The sequence below is a fragment of the Streptomyces colwelliae genome (assembly GCF_048158785.1).
GTDB lineage: Bacteria > Actinomycetota > Actinomycetes > Streptomycetales > Streptomycetaceae > Streptomyces.
The window spans coordinates 13,406-31,237 of the sequence record NZ_JBLTJC010000101.1; the positions used below are offsets into that span (position 1 = coordinate 13,406).

Genomic DNA, 17,832 nt, shown 5'->3' on the forward strand with positions numbered 1-17,832 from the left:
ACCGCCCCGAAACTGGCCGAAAACGCCGTGCTGTCAGCGTCGGCTCGTACACTCACCTGCGTGGATACGACCCTTCATGACCCTCTCGTCGGGCAGTTGCTCGACGGCCGCTATCGCGTCGACGCGCGGATCGCCGTCGGCGGGATGGCCACGGTCTACCGGGCCGTGGACACCCGCCTGGACCGGGTTCTCGCGCTCAAGGTGATGCATCCGACTCTGGCGGCCGACGCCCACTTCGTGGACCGGTTCATCCGCGAGGCGAAGTCCGTGGCGCGGCTGGCGCATCCGAACGTGGTGCAGGTCTTCGACCAGGGCGCCGACCGGTCGTACGTCTATCTGGCGATGGAGTACGTCGCCGGCTGCACCCTGCGGGACGTGCTGCGCGAGCGCGGGGCGCTCCAGCCGCGGGCCGCCCTCGACATCCTGGAGCCGGTGCTGGCCGCGCTGGGTGCCGCGCACCGGGCCGGGTTCGTGCACCGGGACATGAAGCCGGAGAACGTGCTCATAGGGGACGACGGCCGGGTCAAGGTCGCCGACTTCGGGCTGGTCCGCTCCGTGGACACGGTCACCAGCACCACCGGGTCCGTGCTCGGCACGGTGTCGTATCTCGCGCCGGAGCAGATCGAGGGCACCACCGCCGACCCCCGGGTCGACGTGTACGCGTGCGGTGTCGTCCTGTACGAGATGCTCACCGGCCAGAAGCCGCACGACGGGGACTCCGCCGCGATCGTGCTCTACAAGCACCTGCACGAGGACGTCCCGCCGCCCTCGGCGCTCGTGCCGGGCCTTGCGTACGAGCTGGACGAGCTGGTCGCCACGGCCACCGCGCGCACCCCGGACCTGCGGCCGTACGACGCGGTCGCGCTGTTCGGTATGGTCCGCGAGGCGCGGTCGGGGCTGAGCGACGGGCAGCTGGACGCGGTACCGCCGCAGGCGCTGGCCTCGGAGCATCCCAACGCCGAGAACCGTACGAGTGTGATCCCGCGCTCGCTGACCGTGCCGCGTCCGCTGCCGGTCAACGAGGACGACGGGCCCGGTGACCCGTTCGACCGGACCAGCCGGTTCGAGAGCGGCCCGCCGTTGCCGCCCCGGCGGCGCGAGGCGCGGCGGCCCCGGCGCGGGCTGCTGGCGATCGTCGCCGCCCTGCTGCTGATCGTCGGGGTCGGGGCGGGGGTCTGGTACATCAACTCCGGCCAGTTCACCAAGGTCCCGCCGCTGCTGGCGAAGACCGAGGCGCAGGCGAGGGAGCGGCTGAAGGACGCCGGTCTCGACGTCAAGAAGGTCGACCACGCGTACAGCGACACCGTGAAGCGCGGCACCGTCATCAGCACCGATCCGGTGTCCGGCGCCCGCATCCGGGACAACGACTCGGTGGCCCTGACCATCTCGGACGGCCCGGAGACGGTGAACGTCCCCGACCTGACGGGCACCCGCCTGGCCAGGGCCCAGACCCTGCTGAAGCAGGACGGGCTGGCGGCCGGCATGGTCACCAGGGAGTTCAGCGACGACGTCGCCAAGGGCCTCGTGATCAGCACCGACCCGGAGGCGGGCACGAAGCGCCACGCGGGCTCGGCGATAGCCCTGACCGTCAGCAAGGGCAGCGCGGTCGACGTGCCCGACGTCACCGGTGAGGACCTGGACGACGCGAAGTCCGACCTCCAGGAGGCCGGTCTCAAGGTGACGGTTTCGGCCACCGAGGTCACCTCGGAGTACGACGCGGGCCAGGTCGCCCAGCAGACCCCGGCCGGCGACAGCCAGGCCGCCGAGGGCGACACGGTGACGCTGACGCTGTCCAAGGGCCCGGAGATGGTCGAGGTCCCGAGCGTGGTCGGCGCGAGCGTCGACGCCGCGACGAAGCTCCTCGAACAGTCCGGCTTCAAGGTCAAGGAGGACCGGGGCATCCTGGGCCTGTTCGGCGACACCGTGAAGAGCCAGTCCGTGGACGCGGGCGAACAGGCCGCCAAGGGGTCGACGATCACGATCACCATCCGGTGACGGGGGCGGCACGCGCGCGTGACACTCTGGACGGGTGAGCAGCGAGTCCCCTTCCAGCGCCCCCGAGTTCCCTTTCAGCGCCCCCGAGTTCCCTTCCCGCAACCCGGTCGGCGGCCATGTCCCGGTCGCCGGCGGCCTCCACTCCGTGGGCCTGTCCTACGCCCGTGAGCTGGCCGCCGAGACCGTGCAGGTCTTCGTCGCCAACCCGCGCGGCTGGGCCACCCCGGTCGGGAACCCGCGCCAGGACGAGGAGTTCCGCGCGGCCTGCGAGGCCGGGTCGATCCCGGCGTACGTGCACGCCCCGTACCTGATCAACTTCGGCTCGCACACCGAGGCCACCGTGGAGAAGTCCGTCGATTCGCTACGGCACTCGCTGCGGCGCGGGCGGGAGATCGGCGCGCTCGGTGTCGTCGTGCACACCGGGAGCGCGACGGGCGGGCGGGAGCGGTCGGTGGCGCTGGCCCAGGTGCGGGAGCATCTGCTGCCGCTGCTGGACGAGTTGACCCACGACGACGACCCGTTCCTGCTGCTGGAGTCGACGGCCGGTCAGGGCTCCTCGCTCTGTTCGCGGACCTGGGACTTCGGGCCGTACTTCGAGGCGCTGGACGCCCATCCGAAGCTGGGCGTGTGCCTGGACACGTGCCACATCTTCGCCGCCGGGCACGACCTGACCGGCCCGAGCGGGATGCACCAGACCCTCGACCTGCTGGTGGACACGGTCGGCGAGGGACGGCTGAAACTGATCCACGCCAACGACTCCAAGGACGTCGTCGGCGCCCACAAGGACCGGCACGAGAACATCGGCTCCGGCCACATCGGCGAGGACCCGTTCCGCGCCCTGATGACCCACCCGGCGACCGCGGGCGTACCGCTGATCATCGAGACGCCCGGCGGCAAGGAGGGGCACGCGGCGGACGTGGAGCGGCTGAAGAAGCTCAGGGACTCGTAGCCCGAAGGGGCTTACAGTTCCGGGCCCTCGCCGGGCCCCTCCTGGTACGAGTACCGCTGTTCCTTCCAGGGGTCACCGACGTTGTGGTACCCGCGTTCCTCCCAGAACCCCCGCCGGTCCGCCGTCATGTACTCGACGCCCCGGACCCACTTCGGGCCCTTCCAGGCGTACAGGTGGGGGACGACCAGGCGGAGCGGGAAGCCGTGTTCCGCGGTGAGGAGTTCGCCGTCCTTGTGGGTGGCGAAGATGGTGCCGTCGGCGGCGAAGTCGGCGAGCCGGAGGTTGGCGCTGAAGCCGTACTCCGCCCAGACCATGACGTGGGTGACGGCCGGTGCCGGCGGGGCGGTCTCCAGGATCGTGCGGGCGGGGATGCCGCCCCATTCGGCGCCGAGCATGCTGAACTTCGTGACGCAGTGCAGATCGGCCACTACGGAGTCGTAGGGCAGAGCCGTGAACTCGTCGTGGTTCCAGCAGTGCTTGTCGCCGTCGGCGGTCGCGCCGAAGACCCTGAACTCCCAGCGCTCGGGGCGGAACTTGGGCACCGGCCCGTAGTGCGTGACCGGCCAGCCGCGCTGGAGCCGCTGGCCCGGTGGAAGCTCGGACTGCTCGACCCCTCTCTGACCCATGGCTCCATCCTGACAGACCGGGGGTGGTGCACATGACCGGCTCTGCGCCGATTCGGGCAACTCCTACTAAGCATGCACTTACTGGACGACGTCTTCGCGCCGGTGCAATCATGCGGCGCAACCCGCCAGTTCCCCCGTTTTGGAAGGAGCCTCTGCGATGCAGGGCGACCCCGAGGTCCTCGAGTTCCTGAACGAGCAGCTCACCGGTGAGCTGACCGCGATCAACCAGTACTGGCTGCACTACCGCATCCAGGACAACAACGGCTGGACCAAGCTCGCCAAGTACACGCGTGAAGAGTCCATCGATGAGATGAAGCACGCGGACAAGATCACCGAGCGCATCCTGATGCTCGACGGTCTGCCGAACTACCAGCGGCTGTTCCACGTCCGGGTCGGCCAGACGGTCACCGAGATGTTCCAGGCGGACCGGCAGGTGGAGGTGGAGGCGATCGACCGCCTCAAGCGCGGGATCGAGGTGATGCGCACGAAGGGCGACGTCACGTCGGCCAACATCTTCGAGGACATCCTCGAGGACGAGGAGCACCACATCGACTACCTCGACACGCAGCTCCAGCTGATCGAGCAGCTCGGCGAGGCGCTCTACATCGCGCAGCAGATCGAGCAGCCCAGCTAGTACCTGTCCGCTGAAGCTGTCGGGCTCTAGGCCGCGTCTTCCAGATCGGCCATTCCCGCCACTCCGGCCAGCTCGGTGAGTATCGACTCGCCCTGGTCGGCCGCCTCGCGGCGCGGGCAGGCGCCCCGGCCCAGCAGGGCCTGGATACGGCGTACGCACGACCCGCAGTCGGTGCCCGCCTTGCAGGCCGACGCTATCTGCCGGGGGGTGCAGGCACCGCCCTCCGCGTGCTTCGCGACCTGCGCCTCGGTCACGCCGAAGCAGTTGCAGACATACACGCGGGTCACCTCCCGGGCGGGATCGAAGGTCGTCGTGCCATCCCGATAGTCGGTGAGGCTAACCTAACCTTACCCGCCGCGCAGGAGCTGTAAAAGTGCTGTGGGGCGGGGATCGTATGTGATCCCCGCCCCACGGCACACTGCTGTAACAGGTGAAACGGTTACTGGTCCCTGTACATCTCGGCGACGAGGAAGGCCAGGTCAAGCGACTGGCTGCGGTTGAGGCGCGGGTCGCAGGCCGTCTCGTAGCGCTGGTGCAGGTCGTCGACGAAGATCTCGTCGCCGCCGCCCACGCACTCGGTGACATCGTCGCCGGTGAGCTCGACGTGGATGCCGCCCGGGTGGGTGCCGAGGCCCTTGTGGACCTCGAAGAAGCCCTTCACCTCGTCGAGCACGTCGTCGAAGCGGCGGGTCTTGTGGCCGGAGGCCGCCTCGTACGTGTTGCCGTGCATCGGGTCGGTGATCCACGCCACGGTCGCGCCGGACGCGGTGACCTTCTCGACCAGCTCGGGCAGCTTGTCGCGGACCTTGTCCGCGCCCATCCGCACGATGAAGGTGAGCCGGCCGGGCTCGCGGTCCGGGTCGAGGCGCTCGATGTACTGGAGCGCGTCCTCGGCCGTCGTCGTCGGGCCGAGCTTGATACCGATCGGGTTGCGGATCTGGGAGGCGAACTCGATGTGCGCGCCGTCCAGTTGGCGGGTGCGCTCGCCGATCCACACCATGTGCGCGGAGACGTCGTAGAGCCTGCCGGTGCGGGAGTCGACCCGGGTCAGGGCCGACTCGTAGTCCAGCAGCAGCGCCTCGTGCGAGGAGTAGAACTCGACGGTCTTGAACTCCTCCGGGTCCGTCCCGCAGGCCCGCATGAAGTTCAGCGCGCTGTCGATCTCGCGCGCGAGCTGCTCGTAGCGCTGGCCGGACGGGGACGACTTCACGAAGTCCTGGTTCCAGGCGTGCACCTGGCGCAGGTCGGCGTAACCGCCGGTGGTGAAGGCGCGGACCAGGTTGAGCGTGGAGGCGGACGCGTTGTACATCCGCTTCAGGCGCTCGGGGTCCGGGATGCGGGACTTCTCGTCGAAGGCGAAGCCGTTGACCGAGTCGCCGCGGTAGGTCGGCAGCGTCACGCCGTCACGGGTCTCGGTGCCCTTCGAGCGCGGCTTGGAGTACTGGCCGGCGATGCGGCCGACCTTCACGACCGGCACGGAGGCGGCGTACGTGAGGACGGCGCCCATCTGGAGCAGGGTCTTCAGCTTGTTGCGGATGTGGTCGGCGGACACCGCGTCGAAGGCCTCGGCGCAGTCGCCGCCCTGGAGGAGGAACGCCTCTCCCTTGGCGACGGCCGCCAACCGGGCGCGCAGCTGGTCGCACTCGCCCGCGAAGACGAGCGGCGGATACGACTCGAGGTCCGCGATCACTGCGCGCAGAGCCTCGGTGTCGGGGTACTCGGGCTGCTGCGCCGCGGGCAGGTCTCGCCAGGTGTTGCCAGCGCTGGCGCTGGTCTTAGCGTTCACGGTCACGCCCTCAACATTACGGGGTCGTGTCGAGTCGTTTTCGCGCGGCTCGACAGGTGAGACGCTCCGATGCTCACCTGTGCGTGGGGTAGGGTGCGCGTCATGTTCGCGCATTCGACCCAGAACACGATCCAGAACTGGTGGTGGACCGCTCATCCGGCGGCCCACTGACTGCGCGTACTCCCAGTACTCCGCGAAGGCCGCCCGAGGGGCGGCCTTCGGTGTGTCCGGGGTCCGTTCCTCTCCACGAGAAGGAACCAAGGACCCATGCATCTGGACGACCTGCTCCGCGATCCCCGCCCGTTCGCCCTGCTGCGCCGTCGCACCCCGGGCCACGACCAGGACGTGATCGAGGTCATGATCGGCCCGGTCGCCTCCTACGACCGCCTCGCCGACCTCCCGGCCGAGGGCCTGGCCCTGATCCCCTACCGCCAGATCCGCGAACGCGGCTTCGACGTCCGCGACGACGGCACCCCGCTGACCTTCCTCACACCCGAGGAGTCGTACGGGATCCCGCTCGCCGACGCCCTGGAACAGCTGCCCGCGCACGACGTCCGGGTCGAGGGCGGTGGCTTCGACGTCGACGACGAGGCCTATGGCGAGATCGTCGGGCGGGTGCTGCGGGAGGAGATCGGGCGGGGCGAGGGCGCCAACTTCGTCATCCGGCGGACGTACGAGGGGGAGATCCCGGGGTACGGCAGGGCCGAGGCGCTGGCGCTGTTCCGGCGGCTGCTGGTCGGGGAGCGGGGCGCGTACTGGACGTTCGTCGTGCACACCGGGGAGCGGACGCTCGTGGGCGCGAGCCCCGAAGTGCACGTCCGGATGTCCGGCGGGACCGTCGTCATGAACCCGATCAGCGGGACGTACCGCTATCCGGCGGAGGGGCCGACGCCCGAGCATCTGCTGGGTTTCCTGGCCGACGGCAAGGAGATCGAGGAGCTGTCGATGGTCGTCGACGAAGAGCTCAAGATGATGTGCACGGTCGGTGACATGGGCGGGGTCGTGGTCGGGCCCCGGCTGAAGGAGATGGCCCATCTCGCGCACACCGAGTACGAGTTGCGCGGCCGGTCCTCGCTGGACGTGCGCGAGGTCCTCAAGGAGACGATGTTCGCGGCGACCGTCACCGGGTCGCCGGTGCAGAACGCCTGCCGGGTCATCGAACGGCACGAGGTCGGCGGGCGCGGCTACTACGCCGGTGCGCTGGCGCTGCTCGGCCGCGACTCCGGCGGCGCCCAGACCCTCGACTCCCCCATCCTCATCCGCACCGCCGACATCGACACGGCCGGCCGGCTGCGGGTACCGGTCGGCGCGACCCTGGTCCGCGGTTCGGACCCGGCGAGCGAGGTCGCGGAGACCCACGCGAAGGCGGCGGGGGTCCTGGCGGCTCTTGGCGTACGGCCGTCCCGGCCGCGGAGCGAGGACACCCGCCCCCGGCTCGCCGACGACCCACGCGTGCGTGCCGCGCTCGACGGTCGCCGGTCCTCGCTCGCCCCGTTCTGGCTGCGGATGCAGGAGCGGTCCGAGGAGCTGACCGGGCACGCTCTGGTCGTCGACGGGGAGGACACCTTCACGGCGATGCTCGCGCACGTGCTCCGGTCGAGCGGGCTCGATGTGACCGTGCGGCGGTACGACGAGGAGGGGCTGCGGGAGGCGGTGCTCGCGCACGAGGGGGCCGTGGTGCTGGGACCTGGGCCGGGCGATCCCTCCGACACGGGCGACGCGAAGATGCGGTTCCTGCGGGCGCTGACCGCCGAGGTCCTCCGGGAGAACCGGCACGGCGTCCTCGGCGTGTGCCTCGGGCACGAGCTGATCGCGGCGGAGCTGGGCCTGGAGATCGTACGGAAGGAGGTTCCGTACCAGGGGGCGCAGACGGTGATCGATCTGTTCGGGCGGGAGGAGACCGTCGGCTTCTACAACAGCTTCGTGGCGCGCTGCGACGACGAGGCGCTGGGCGAACTGGCCGCGCACGGCGTCGAGGTGAGCCGGAGCGGTGCGGACGAGGTGCATGCGCTGCGTGGACCCGGGTTCGCCGGGGTCCAGTTCCACCCCGAGTCGGTGCTGACGCTCAACGGGGCAGCTGTCGTAAGGGAGTTGGTGAGTCAGTTGCGCGGGACGAGCACGTTCTCGGAGCGGCGGCCGGCCGTGTAGTCGAGGACGTTCTGGAGGGTGGCGTCGATGATCTGGGCGACGGCGTCCTGGGTGTAGTACGCCTGGTGGGAGGTGACCAGGTCGGACTCGGCGACGGAGTACGGCGAGTAGTACGAGACGCGGGCGACCGTGATGCCGAGGCGTTCGTCGAGGTCGATGTTGTTGAAGCCGGTCGAGCGCGGAGCCCCTCCGGGGAGTGGACCGGCGTCCTCCAGCACCGTGCGTGCCCGGGCACCGGGGTGAACGCACCGCCCAGGGGCTGCGCCCCCGGACCCCCGCTTCGGCCCTGGACGGGCCTCGTCCTCAAACGCCGGACGGGCTGGGATGCCCGGCCGGCGTCGAGAACGTGGCCGGGGTTCAGCTGAGATGCCCGGCCGGAGTCGAAAGTGTGGCCGGGGTTCAGCCGAAGAAGACGCCGACCTCCTCGTACAGCTTCGGGTCGACCGTCTTCAGCTGGGCCGTCGCCTCCGCGATCGGTACGCGGACGATGTCCGTGCCGCGCAGGGCGACCATCTTGCCGAAGTCGCCGTCGCGGACGGCCTCGATGGCGTGCAGGCCGAAGCGGGTGGCGAGCCAGCGGTCGAAGGCGCTCGGGGTGCCGCCGCGCTGGATGTGGCCGAGGACGGTGGTGCGGGCCTCCTTGCCGGTCCGCTTCTCGATCTCCTTGGCCAGCCACTCGCCCACCCCGGACAGCCGGACGTGCCCGTAGGAGTCGAGGGTCCCGTCCTTCAGCACGACGTCGCCGTCCTTGGGCATGGCCCCCTCCGCGACGACCACGATCGGGGCGTACGACGCCTTGAAGCGCGAGGTGATCCAGCCGCACACCTGCTCGACGTCGAAGCGCTGCTCGGGGATGAGGATGACGTTGGCGCCGCCGGCCAGGCCGGAGTGGATCGCTATCCAGCCGGCGTGGCGGCCCATGACCTCGCAGACCAGGACCCGCATGTGCGACTCGGCCGTGGTGTGCAGCCGGTCGATCGCCTCGGTGGCGATGCCTACGGCGGTATCGAAGCCGAAGGTGTAGTCGGTGGCGGACAGGTCGTTGTCGATGGTCTTCGGTACGCCGACGCACGGCACGCCGTACTCGTCCGACAGCCGCGCGGCCACGCCCAGGGTGTCCTCGCCGCCGATCACGATGAGGGCGTCGACCTCCTGGGCGGCGAGGTTGGCCTTGATCCGGCTGATGCCGTTCTCCAGCTTCAGCGGGTTGGTACGGGAGGAGCCGAGAATGGTGCCGCCGCGGGGCAGGATGCCGCGCACCGCGGGGATGTCGAGCCGGACGGTGTCGCCTTCGAGTGGACCTCGCCAGCCGTCCCGGTAGCCGACGAAGTCGTAGCCGTACTCCTGTACGCCCTTGCGGACGATGCCCCGGATGACGGCGTTGAGTCCGGGGCAGTCGCCGCCTCCGGTCAGTACTCCGACGCGCATGGAAATATCCCTTCGCCGCGGTTTCCTGTGACAGCCACGCTAATGGTGATCCAGGTCACAGAGGGATGGGCGGGAAGGTCAATTCGGCTGAATTATGCGGGAGTTGATCAACCGGTCCGGCTACGCGTCGTCGAGGCCGCGCTCTATGGCGTACCGGACCAGCTCCACCCGGTTGTGCAACTGGAGCTTGCCCAGGGTGTTCTGGACGTGGTTCTGGACCGTGCGGTGCGAGATGACCAGGCGTTCGGCGATCTGCTTGTAGCTCAGGCCCTTGGCGACCAGACGCAGCACTTCGGTCTCGCGGTCGGTGAGTTGGGGCGCCTTGGGCTGGTCGCCGTCGGTGGCCGGTGCCGGGTCGGAGGCCAGGCGGCGGTACTCGCCGAGGACCAGTCCGGCGAGGCCCGGGGTGAACACCGGGTCGCCGACCGCCGTACGGCGCACCGCGTCCAACAGCTCTTCCGTGGAAGCCGACTTGAGCAGATAGCCCGTCGCGCCCGACTTCACCGCCTCCAGCACGTCGGCGTGCTCGCCGCTCGCGGAGAGGACCAGGACGCGCAACGCCGGGTTGGCGCCCACCAGTTCCTTGCAGACCTGGACGCCGGGCATCTGCGGCAGATTCAGGTCGAGGACGAGGACGTCGGGGGCGGCGGCCTTCGCACGGCGCACCGCCTGCTCGCCGTCCCCGGCGGTGGCGACCACGTCGAAGCCGGACTCTGCCAGGTCGCGGGCGACGGCGTCGCGCCACATCGGGTGGTCGTCCACCACCATGACCCTGATCGGGCCCTGCTGCTCACTCATCGTGTCCCCGCCTTCCCCCGCGCCTTCGGTACCTTCAGCTCAACTTCCGTGCCCTGCCCGGGAATCGAGACCAGCTCGGCACTCCCGCCGAGGTCCCGCAGCCGCCCCCGGATCGACAGGGCGACCCCGAGCCGCCCCTCCCCCTCGGCCTGCGCGAGCCGCCCCTCGGGGATACCGGGCCCGTCGTCCCGTACGGTCACGACGACCTCCCCGGGCTCGTCCTCGACCAGGATCCACGCCCGCGCGTCCTCACCGGCATGCCTGCGCACATTGTCCAGGGCGGCCCCGACAGCGGCCGCCAATTCCTTCGCAGCGGGCGCGGGCAACGGCACCGGAGCCCCGGGCTCCGCGAAACTCACCTTGGCGGCGGTGTACGGCGCGAGCAACGCCCGCAGATCGACCGGCCCGTCGTCCGCCTCATCCACTTCCACTTCTACGGCTCTCACGACCGCGCCCTCCGCCGCGTCCAGCGAGATCCGGGACACGGGCACCAGTCCGCCGGAGACCAGGGTGCGCAGCGCGATCTCCTGCTCGCCCGCCATCCGGCCCAGCTCACCCGCCTCGCCGCCGAGCACGGCACCGCGCCGCTGCACCATCGCCAGCACCTGGAGGACGCCGTCGTGGATGTCCCGGGCGAGCCGCTCGCGTTCCCTGGTGGTGGCCTCGATCTCCAGGGCACGGGCGAGGGTGCGCTCGGAGGCACGGGCGACCTCCACGACGTAGCCGATGGCGATGGAGGCGACCCAGACGAGGACCACGTTGTGGACGGTGTCGCGGGCCGGGGAGCCGCGCTCGATCAGGTTGGCGACGGCGACCGGTGTGGAGGCGAACGCGGCCCAGCGCCAGCCGCCCTTGATGGCGTAGGCGAGGACCGAGCCGGCGGTCCATATCGACGGCAGGGTGGGACCGCCGCCCGAGATGTGGTGGTCGTCGGCCGCGAGCGGGGTGAGGACGATGCCGGTCAGCGCGATCGCGAGGTCGACGGCGAGGAAGCGCTTGGTGCAGGCGACCGCGCTCTGCACCCGGGGCAGGGTGGCGAACGTCCAGACGAACAGGACGACGTAGAAGGCGATGGCGATGCCCGGACGGTCGTAGTTGTCGTAGGCGGAGGCGAACAGCCCTATCGCGTACAGCATGGTCAGCACGCGGTAGCCGCTCAGGGCACGCCACAGCGGCTGCTCGACGGACATTCTGACGACCCGCACCTGCTTGGCCACTGCTTCCCCCACCCCCGACACAGACCGCCCCGCCTAGGGGCTCGTCTGCTCCTTCTCCGCCTGTGCGAGTGCGGCCTTGGCCGCCTTCTCCGCTTCCTTGTCGGCCTTCGCCGCGTCCGCGATCTGCCGCTTGGCGGCGGTCGCGTAGATGTCGACGTACTCCTGGCCGGAGAGCTTCATGATCTCGTACATGACCTCGTCGGTCACCGCGCGGAGGACGAAACGGTCGTGCTCCATGCCGTTGTACCGGCTGAAGTCGAGCGGCTTGCCGATCCGGATGCCCGGGCGCATCAGCTTCGGCATGACCTTGCCGGGCGGCTGGATCTTCTCGGTGTCGATCATCGCGACCGGGATCACCGGAGCGCCGCTGGCGAGCGCCACGCGCGCGAGGCCGCCGGGCTTGCCCCGGTAGAGCCGGCCGTCCGGGGAGCGCGTGCCCTCCGGATAGATACCGAACAGTTCACCGCGCTCCAGGACGTCGATCCCGCTCTTGATCGCGGCCTCGCCCGCCCCGCGCGCACCGGAACGGTCCACGGGGAGCTGGCCCACGCCCTTGAAGAACGCGGCCGTCAGCTTGCCCTTCACCCCGGGCGTCGTGAAGTACTCGGCCTTCGCGATGAAGGTCACCTTGCGGTCCAGGACCGCGGGCAGGAAGAACGAGTCCGAGAACGAGAGGTGATTGCTCGCCAGGATGGCGGCGCCGTCGTCCGGAATGTTCTCCAGGCCCTCCACCCAGGGTCGGAAGGCGACCTTCAGCGGTCCCCCGATGGCGACCTTCATCGTGCCGTACAACAACCGAGTGCCTCCCGTGTCTGTCGATCAGACCTTAACCCGGAGCGCTGTCAAAGGACCCGACGACCCTGGTCGGTGTCAGTGCGGTCGCGTACGGTTAACCGCACCTGGACTTGTTCAGACCCCTCTCATGAACACGCGTCTCACCACCACGCCCTTCTCATGAACAGGAGACCGAAGGTGCCGGTCCTCCCCGGAGCCGAGCCGTACCGCCACGAGGGCGGGGAGGTCGGAGTTCTCCTCTGCCACGGCTTCACCGGTTCCCCGCAGTCGCTGCGCCCCTGGGCGGAGCATCTGGCCGAGCGCGGCCTCACCGTGTCGCTGCCGCTGCTGCCCGGTCACGGCACGCGCTGGGAGGACATGCAGCTCACCGGCTGGCAGGACTGGTACGCGGAGGTGGACCGCGAGCAGCGCGCCCTGCGCGAGCGCTGCTCGCAGGTCTTCGTCGCGGGCCTGTCCATGGGCGGCGCGCTGGCCCTGCGGCTGGCCGCCAAGCACGGTGACGGGATCAGCGGTGTCGTGGTCGTCAACCCGGGCATCAAGGTGCACGGCCTCGCGGCGTACGCCCTTCCGGTGGCCCGCCATCTGGTGCGTACGGCGCCGGGTATCGCCAGCGACATCGCGAAGGAGGGCAGCGAGGAGGTCGGGTACGACAAGGTGCCGCTGCACTCCGCGCACTCCCTGCGCAATTTCTTCCGGCTGGTCGACCGCGAGCTGCCGCAGGTCACCCAGCCGCTCCTGCTGCTGCACAGCGCCCAGGACCATGTGGTTCCGCCGGCCGACTCGGCTCGTGTCCTCAGTCGGGTTTCCTCGGCCGACGTGACGGAGATCCTGCTGGAACAGAGCTACCACGTCGCGACGTTGGACCACGACGCGGACCGGATTTTCGAGGAGAGCTTCGCGTTCATCGGCCGGCTCGCACCCAGTGCCGGCAAGCAGGCGTCCGACACGGGCCGGGTGAGCGAGCAGGAAGGGACGGCGACAGGTGGCTGAGCACGACTCCGACCGCGAGGGCCTCGAACCGGACGAGCAGGGCGTCCCGTTCGACGAGGAGGCCGCGTGGGCCGCGATCGTCGCCGGATACGGCGACGAGCCCAAGGATCCGCCGGGCGCCAAGCCGTTCAAGTCGATCGAGGATCTCGCGCTGCTCGATCCCGAGAAGAACGACGAGCAGCCCAAGGCCAAGGACCCGGACAAGGGCGACAAGGCCAAGGACAAAGACGCGGGCAAGGACGAGGACACCGAGGAGCCGCCGGCTCCCGCGAAGCCCTTGGGCAGCTCGGTCTCCTTCGCGCCCGGTGTCGGCGGCCCCCGTGACTACACCTCGCCTGACTCCTCCGAGGAGGACTTCGACGAGGACGACGAGGGCCACTTCGTGCCGCCGGAGCCGCCTCCGCTGCCGGACGCCGACACGACGGCCAAGTTCGCCTGGCTCGGGGTGATCGGCGGCCCGATCCTGCTGCTGCTGGCGGTGCTGCTCGGCTGGGACATGACCTGGTGGCTCGCGACCATCGGGATCGGCGGGTTCCTGGGCGGGTTCGGCACGTTGGTGATGCGGATGCGGACGGACGAGGAGGACGGGGACGATCCGGGGCGGGGTGCGGTCGTCTGACCTAGCGAACTGCCGAGATCTTGAGGGCGGCCAGCACCGGGAAGTGGTCGGTGGCCGCCCTCAAGTCCGTCTCCGTGACCCCTGGTTGACCGACCGGCACCCCGCAGCCGAGTACCTCGATGCCCTGCGTGGCGAAGATCGCGTCGATGCGCTGGAAGGGGTTGCCGGGGGTCCAGGTGTTCTCGTCGCCCCAGGGGGCGGTGGCCCAGCAGTCCTGGAGTTCCTTGGCCAGGCGCTCGAAAGTCCGGCCGTCGGGGCGGTCGTTGAGGTCGCCGCCCGCGATCACGTGGTCCACGCCCATTCCGGCCAGCCGGTCGAGCAGCATGCCGCCCTGTTCGTAGCGCTCGTCCTGGCGGAGGCTGAGGTGGCAGCTGAGGACTCCCAGGCGGGCTCCTCCGAACCGTACGACCGCGGTGGCGAAGCCGCGTCGGTGTTGGCCGGGGGTGAGCGGCAGGAGTACGTCCTCCGTGCGCTCGACCGTCGCCCGGAGTGAGCACAACAGCGCCGGGCCCGCTGCGGTGCCTCCGCCGGAGAGGACCACCAGGCCTGAGGCCAAGGCGAGGCGGGCCAGCTTCTTGCGCCAGCGGAAGAAGAGGGGGGCCTCTTGGATCAGGACGAGGTCCGGAGCGCAGGCCCTGATGACGCGGGCCAGGGCGGCTGTGTCGTCGCGCATCGAGCGGATGTTGTAGCTCAGGACGCGGATGATCGCTGAACCGTCGGGTTCGGTGCGGGAGTTGGGGAGCGGCGCCATGTGGATCAATCTACGCCTGACAGATCGGGGCGCGGGGTACGTGGGCGACTGCCGGTCTTGCGTGGCTGGTCGCGACCACGCGGCGGTAGCCGCATATCGGCTACCGCCCCGCGCCCCTGAGGTCGGCACAGTCGGCGTACGTGTTACATGATCGGGTCCGGCTCCCTTGCCAAGTCCGCTGCTCCCACCATGCCCGCCTTGTTGCCCAGTTGGGCCGCGATCACGTCGGCGACCGGGCGCCAGTTGCCGCCGACCAGCCAGCGTTTGTACGACTTGCGGATGGGGTCGAGGACCAGCTCGCCCTCGTCGGAGAGGCCGCCGCCGACGATGAAGGCGGAGGGGTCGAAGAGGGAGGCGAGGTCGGCGAGGCCGGCGCCGGCCCAGCGGGCCAGCTCGCGGTAGGAGTCGACGGCCACCGGGTCGCCCTGCCGGGCGGCCATGGAGATGTGCTTGCCCTCGATGCCCTCGGGGGTGCCGTCGCCGAGCGAGAGCAGGACGTCCGCGGCCTCGGGGGTCGCGTTGGCGCGCTGCTTGGCGTAGCGGACGAGTGCGCGGCCCGAGGCGTACTGCTCCCAGCAGCCCTGCGAGCCGCAGCCGCACAGCAGGCCGTCCGGCACCATGCGGATGTGGCCGAACTCGGCGGCCACGCCGAAGTGTCCGCGGCGCAGCTTGTTGCCGATGATGATGCCGCCGCCGAGGCCGGTGCCGAGCGTGATGCAGATGACGTTGCGGTGGCCCTTGCCGGCGCCGAACTTGTACTCGCCCCAGGCCGCGGCGTTCGCGTCGTTCTCCACGACGACGGGGAGGCCCACGCGGGCCTCGACCTTCTCCTTCAGCGGCTCCTGGCGCCAGTCGATGTTCGGCGCGAAGTAGACCGTGGAGCGCTGACGGTTGACGTATCCGGCCGCACCGATGCCCACGCCGACGATCTCGTGCCCGGCGCGTGCTCCGTCGACCGCGGCGGCGATGGCGTCCACGATGCCCTCGGCCGTGCCCGGGGTCGGCACCTTGTGGGTCGAGAGGATGTTGCCTTCCTCGTCGACAACCCCGGCCGCGATCTTGGTGCCGCCGATATCGACGCCGATGGTGAGTCCCATGAATCCCTCAGTTTCGGTCGAGCCCCGCTACGGCCCACCGTACCCGAGGGGCTGGCGTCGGATTCGCGACGTCGGTCCGGAGAGCGGGCTCTCTAGTCGAGGTCGATGCGCTCGCCCGGGCCCGGGTCCTCGCCCCGGTCACGGCGGTCCTTGAGTTCGCTGTCGCGGGCCGTCCAGCGCTGTTCCTGTGCCTGGACCGCTGAGCGGTACGCGGCGAGGAGTTCGTTCCCGGCCGCCGCGAGGTGGTCGAAGACGTCCGGGTTGCGTTCGATGACGGGCTCGACGGCGGCCTTGGCCTGCTGGACGACCTGCTTCACCACCTGCTGGGCGGCCGGTCCCGCGACCTGGCCGAGCAGCGGGGACTGGAGGCCGGACAGCTTGTCCGCGACGGTGTCGACGAGCTTGCGCAGTTCCTCGGCGGCCGAGCCCTGGGGCGGGCCGTACTGGGTGCGGCGGCGGGCCTTCTCCGCCGCGAGGTCTTCGGCGGCCGCCGTCGCCCAGGCGTCGGCGTCGGTCGCCCGCACCTCGTCGAGCGCCTCGTCCTTGCCGGCGTCGGACGGGGGGAGCTCTTCGCTCATGACGGACTCCTGACTACGGTTCGTCTCTACGACGTTACCCGAATGGGCGTACGTGCTTCATCGTCTCCGCGTCCACAAATACCGACACGGTCACCTTCCCTGCGGCCACAGGTCCGGGTCAGGCGCGAAACGGATGCGCAGTTCACCCTCGCGCAGGGCCGCGCCGGCCACGGTGCAGCGGCGCAGGGCCGACGGCAGCGGCACGATACGGCGGAACCGGCCGACGGTGACGACGAGTTCGTCTCCCCGGCGGACCAGGTCCAGCTCGTCCCGTATCGCGCCGGGCAGCGGAATGCCCCAGACCAGCACACCGTCCTCGGCCAGCCGGTCGGTGACGGGCCACTCGACCGTGGAACCGGCCGCGTTGACCCCGGGCACGCCGAGCGCGGTGAGGTCGTCGGTGCCGCGCGGGTCGTGGCCGAGGTGCGGGACCTGCTGGACGTCGTACGTCCCCTGCCACTCGTCCAGGGTCTTGCGCTGCTGCACGTTGAGGCCGGCCAGCCAGGTGTCCTCGACGGACTCGGGCAGCACCCGGTTGGCGACCAGCGCGTCGGGGCGCAGGCCGCGCAGGGCGAGCGCGAGTCCGGCCGCGCGGACGGCGTCGGCGCCGGCCGGTCCTGGCTCGGCGACCAGTCGTACGGTCGTGTCCCGGTCGGCGAGAACCGCTTCCACGGCGGCCAGTTCGACGTCCCAGCGGCCGGCCGTGTCGTAGAGCCACTCCGAGGGCATCGGGACGCCGGCGAGGCGGCCGAGGACCGGGCGGAGGGCGCGGGCCGCCTGTCGCTCCGCCGGGAGGAGGCGGCGGAGGTAGCGGCGGAGCTCTTCGGGGAGGGCGAGGAGGGCCAGTGCGTGGGAGGTGGGCGGGAGGTCCACCACGAGGAGGTCGTAGGCCTCGGACAGGGCCGCGTCCCTGAGGGCTCGCAGGAGGGCAAGTTCCTCGGCGCCGGGGAGGGGGGTCACCTCTTCCGCGTCCAGGCGGGCCGCGCCCAGGAGTTCGAGGGCGGTGGAGGCGCGTTCCTGGAAGGCGGTGAGGTCGGCGCGGAAGGACTCCGTGGCGTCGGGGCGCCATGCCGTGAGGTTCTCGGCGGCCTCCACGGGGGCCGCTCCCGTCACCACGCCCAGGGCGGCGCCGAGGGTGTCGCCGCGGTCGGCACCGAGGAGGAGGGTCCGGGTGCCGGTGCCTGCGGCGGCTTGTGCGGTGGCTGCGGCGATGGTGCTGCGGCCGCTGCCGCCTGGGCCGGTGATCAGGATGGTACGCATATGAGTGAACGGTAGTCGCTGCGCGGGGGTTGGGCGCGGAACGTGACGGGCGGCTCGTCGGGTCCGTGATCGCCGGTTTCGACGGCTGGCGCTGCCACCTCTACCGGCTGGCCGTACACCCGGAGCACCGCCGGCAGGGCATCGGCTCGGCACTGCTCACG

19 protein-coding genes and 1 pseudogene are annotated in these 17,832 nt (G+C 70.5%); 8 read left to right on the forward strand and 12 right to left on the reverse strand.

Annotated features, from left to right (window positions below):
- The first annotated feature begins 60 nt into the window (after nucleotides 1–60).
- Together pknB and ACNFOC_RS21985 are read left to right on the forward strand one after the other, a co-directional pair.
- Nucleotides 61–1,995 carry a Stk1 family PASTA domain-containing Ser/Thr kinase gene (gene pknB, locus ACNFOC_RS21980; RefSeq protein WP_416960801.1) on the forward strand — a complete coding sequence of 645 codons (1,935 nt, stop codon included), beginning with the start codon at nucleotides 61–63 and terminating at the stop codon, nucleotides 1,993–1,995.
- A 34-nt stretch (nucleotides 1,996–2,029) separates the two neighbouring features.
- A complete protein-coding gene (locus ACNFOC_RS21985) occupies nucleotides 2,030–2,944 on the forward strand; it encodes a deoxyribonuclease IV (protein WP_416960802.1) in 915 nt (304 codons plus the stop codon).
- An 11-nt stretch (nucleotides 2,945–2,955) separates the two neighbouring features.
- On the opposite strand, the gene ACNFOC_RS21990 is transcribed toward ACNFOC_RS21985, so the two are convergent.
- Entirely contained in the window at nucleotides 2,956–3,570 is a 615-nt protein-coding gene (locus ACNFOC_RS21990) for a sulfite oxidase-like oxidoreductase (protein WP_416960803.1), read from the reverse strand.
- Nucleotides 3,571–3,727: 157 nt separating this feature from the next.
- On the opposite strand from ACNFOC_RS21990, the gene bfr reads away from it, so the two are divergent.
- Entirely contained in the window at nucleotides 3,728–4,204 is a 477-nt protein-coding gene (gene bfr / locus ACNFOC_RS21995) for a bacterioferritin (RefSeq protein WP_366494003.1), read from the forward strand.
- A 26-nt stretch (nucleotides 4,205–4,230) separates the two neighbouring features.
- Here bfr and ACNFOC_RS22000 read toward each other — a convergent pair whose 3' ends face one another.
- Both ACNFOC_RS22000 and ACNFOC_RS22005 read right to left on the reverse strand, forming a co-directional pair.
- Entirely contained in the window at nucleotides 4,231–4,491 is a 261-nt protein-coding gene (locus ACNFOC_RS22000) for a (2Fe-2S)-binding protein (protein ID WP_416960804.1), read from the reverse strand.
- Between the two features lie 152 nt (nucleotides 4,492–4,643).
- The gene (locus ACNFOC_RS22005; RefSeq protein WP_365309847.1) at nucleotides 4,644–5,996 is read right to left on the reverse strand and encodes a class II 3-deoxy-7-phosphoheptulonate synthase; all 1,353 of its coding nucleotides are present in this window, start codon (nucleotides 5,994–5,996) and stop codon (nucleotides 4,644–4,646) included.
- A gap of 96 nt (nucleotides 5,997–6,092) precedes the next feature.
- Between ACNFOC_RS22005 and ACNFOC_RS22010 the strand changes: the two genes are divergently transcribed.
- Both ACNFOC_RS22010 and ACNFOC_RS22015 read left to right on the forward strand, forming a co-directional pair.
- Entirely contained in the window at nucleotides 6,093–6,161 is a 69-nt protein-coding gene (locus tag ACNFOC_RS22010) for a trp operon leader peptide (RefSeq protein WP_355922438.1), read from the forward strand.
- Nucleotides 6,162–6,257: 96 nt separating this feature from the next.
- Nucleotides 6,258–8,138, forward strand: coding sequence for an anthranilate synthase family protein (locus tag ACNFOC_RS22015; protein WP_416960805.1), 1,881 nt, complete (start codon nucleotides 6,258–6,260; stop codon nucleotides 8,136–8,138).
- On the opposite strand, the gene ACNFOC_RS22020 is transcribed toward ACNFOC_RS22015, so the two are convergent.
- The 5 genes from ACNFOC_RS22020 to ACNFOC_RS22040 form a co-directional block, all read right to left on the reverse strand.
- Nucleotides 8,090–8,356 carry a hypothetical protein gene (locus ACNFOC_RS22020; RefSeq protein ID WP_416960806.1) on the reverse strand — a complete coding sequence of 89 codons (267 nt, stop codon included), beginning with the start codon at nucleotides 8,354–8,356 and terminating at the stop codon, nucleotides 8,090–8,092. The genes ACNFOC_RS22015 and ACNFOC_RS22020 overlap by 49 nt on opposite strands.
- A 181-nt stretch (nucleotides 8,357–8,537) precedes the next feature.
- Nucleotides 8,538–9,566, reverse strand: a complete 1,029-nt coding sequence (locus ACNFOC_RS22025; protein ID WP_416960807.1) for a 6-phosphofructokinase — start codon at nucleotides 9,564–9,566, stop codon at nucleotides 8,538–8,540.
- A gap of 120 nt (nucleotides 9,567–9,686) precedes the next feature.
- Complete coding sequence (locus ACNFOC_RS22030; protein ID WP_406127662.1) at nucleotides 9,687–10,364, reverse strand: response regulator; 678 nt, start codon at nucleotides 10,362–10,364, stop codon at nucleotides 9,687–9,689.
- Complete coding sequence (gene macS, locus ACNFOC_RS22035) at nucleotides 10,361–11,581, reverse strand: MacS family sensor histidine kinase (RefSeq protein ID WP_416960814.1); 1,221 nt, start codon at nucleotides 11,579–11,581, stop codon at nucleotides 10,361–10,363. Before macS ends, ACNFOC_RS22030 begins: the two co-directional genes overlap by 4 nt.
- A 33-nt stretch (nucleotides 11,582–11,614) precedes the next feature.
- A complete protein-coding gene (locus tag ACNFOC_RS22040) occupies nucleotides 11,615–12,361 on the reverse strand; it encodes a lysophospholipid acyltransferase family protein (RefSeq protein WP_416960815.1) in 747 nt (248 codons plus the stop codon).
- Nucleotides 12,362–12,553: 192 nt separating this feature from the next.
- On the opposite strand from ACNFOC_RS22040, the gene ACNFOC_RS22045 reads away from it, so the two are divergent.
- A complete protein-coding gene (locus tag ACNFOC_RS22045; protein WP_416960816.1) occupies nucleotides 12,554–13,366 on the forward strand; it encodes an alpha/beta hydrolase in 813 nt (270 codons plus the stop codon).
- The gene (locus ACNFOC_RS22050) at nucleotides 13,359–13,985 is read left to right on the forward strand and encodes a hypothetical protein (protein WP_416960808.1); all 627 of its coding nucleotides are present in this window, start codon (nucleotides 13,359–13,361) and stop codon (nucleotides 13,983–13,985) included. Before ACNFOC_RS22045 ends, ACNFOC_RS22050 begins: the two co-directional genes overlap by 8 nt.
- Before the next feature lies 1 nt (nucleotide 13,986).
- On the opposite strand, the gene ACNFOC_RS22055 is transcribed toward ACNFOC_RS22050, so the two are convergent.
- The 4 genes from ACNFOC_RS22055 to ACNFOC_RS22070 all read right to left on the reverse strand — a co-directional run bounded on the left by ACNFOC_RS22055 (nucleotide 13,987) and on the right by ACNFOC_RS22070 (nucleotide 17,671).
- Nucleotides 13,987–14,736, reverse strand: coding sequence for an endonuclease/exonuclease/phosphatase family protein (locus tag ACNFOC_RS22055; RefSeq protein ID WP_416960809.1), 750 nt, complete (start codon nucleotides 14,734–14,736; stop codon nucleotides 13,987–13,989).
- Nucleotides 14,737–14,879: 143 nt separating this feature from the next.
- Nucleotides 14,880–15,833, reverse strand: coding sequence for an ROK family glucokinase (locus ACNFOC_RS22060; protein ID WP_317886877.1), 954 nt, complete (start codon nucleotides 15,831–15,833; stop codon nucleotides 14,880–14,882).
- 92 nt (nucleotides 15,834–15,925) lie between these two features.
- Nucleotides 15,926–16,411, reverse strand: coding sequence for a DUF5304 domain-containing protein (locus ACNFOC_RS22065; protein WP_416960810.1), 486 nt, complete (start codon nucleotides 16,409–16,411; stop codon nucleotides 15,926–15,928).
- A 90-nt stretch (nucleotides 16,412–16,501) separates the two neighbouring features.
- Nucleotides 16,502–17,671 carry an ArsA family ATPase gene (locus tag ACNFOC_RS22070; RefSeq protein WP_416960811.1) on the reverse strand — a complete coding sequence of 390 codons (1,170 nt, stop codon included), beginning with the start codon at nucleotides 17,669–17,671 and terminating at the stop codon, nucleotides 16,502–16,504.
- A 35-nt stretch (nucleotides 17,672–17,706) separates the two neighbouring features.
- Here ACNFOC_RS22070 and ACNFOC_RS22075 point away from each other — a divergent pair.
- Nucleotides 17,707–17,832, forward strand: a pseudogene (locus tag ACNFOC_RS22075) (GNAT family N-acetyltransferase); the annotation flags it as partial.

Bases quoted from the DNA above. Each gene is read 5' to 3' on its own strand.
- ACNFOC_RS22070 (WP_416960811.1), bottom strand. From the start codon at position 17,671: ATGCGTACCATCCTGATCACCGGCCCAGGCGGCAGCGGCCGCAGCACC.
- ACNFOC_RS22065 (WP_416960810.1), bottom strand. From the start codon at position 16,411: ATGAGCGAAGAGCTCCCCCCGTCCGACGCCGGCAAGGACGAGGCGCTC.
- ACNFOC_RS22060 (WP_317886877.1), bottom strand. From the start codon at position 15,833: ATGGGACTCACCATCGGCGTCGATATCGGCGGCACCAAGATCGCGGCC.
- ACNFOC_RS22015 (WP_416960805.1), top strand. From the start codon at position 6,258: ATGCATCTGGACGACCTGCTCCGCGATCCCCGCCCGTTCGCCCTGCTG.
- ACNFOC_RS22055 (WP_416960809.1), bottom strand. From the start codon at position 14,736: ATGGCGCCGCTCCCCAACTCCCGCACCGAACCCGACGGTTCAGCGATC.
- ACNFOC_RS22025 (WP_416960807.1), bottom strand. From the start codon at position 9,566: ATGCGCGTCGGAGTACTGACCGGAGGCGGCGACTGCCCCGGACTCAAC.
- ACNFOC_RS22030 (WP_406127662.1), bottom strand. From the start codon at position 10,364: ATGAGTGAGCAGCAGGGCCCGATCAGGGTCATGGTGGTGGACGACCAC.
- bfr (WP_366494003.1), top strand. From the start codon at position 3,728: ATGCAGGGCGACCCCGAGGTCCTCGAGTTCCTGAACGAGCAGCTCACC.
- ACNFOC_RS22040 (WP_416960815.1), bottom strand. From the start codon at position 12,361: ATGAAGGTCGCCATCGGGGGACCGCTGAAGGTCGCCTTCCGACCCTGG.
- ACNFOC_RS21990 (WP_416960803.1), bottom strand. From the start codon at position 3,570: ATGGGTCAGAGAGGGGTCGAGCAGTCCGAGCTTCCACCGGGCCAGCGG.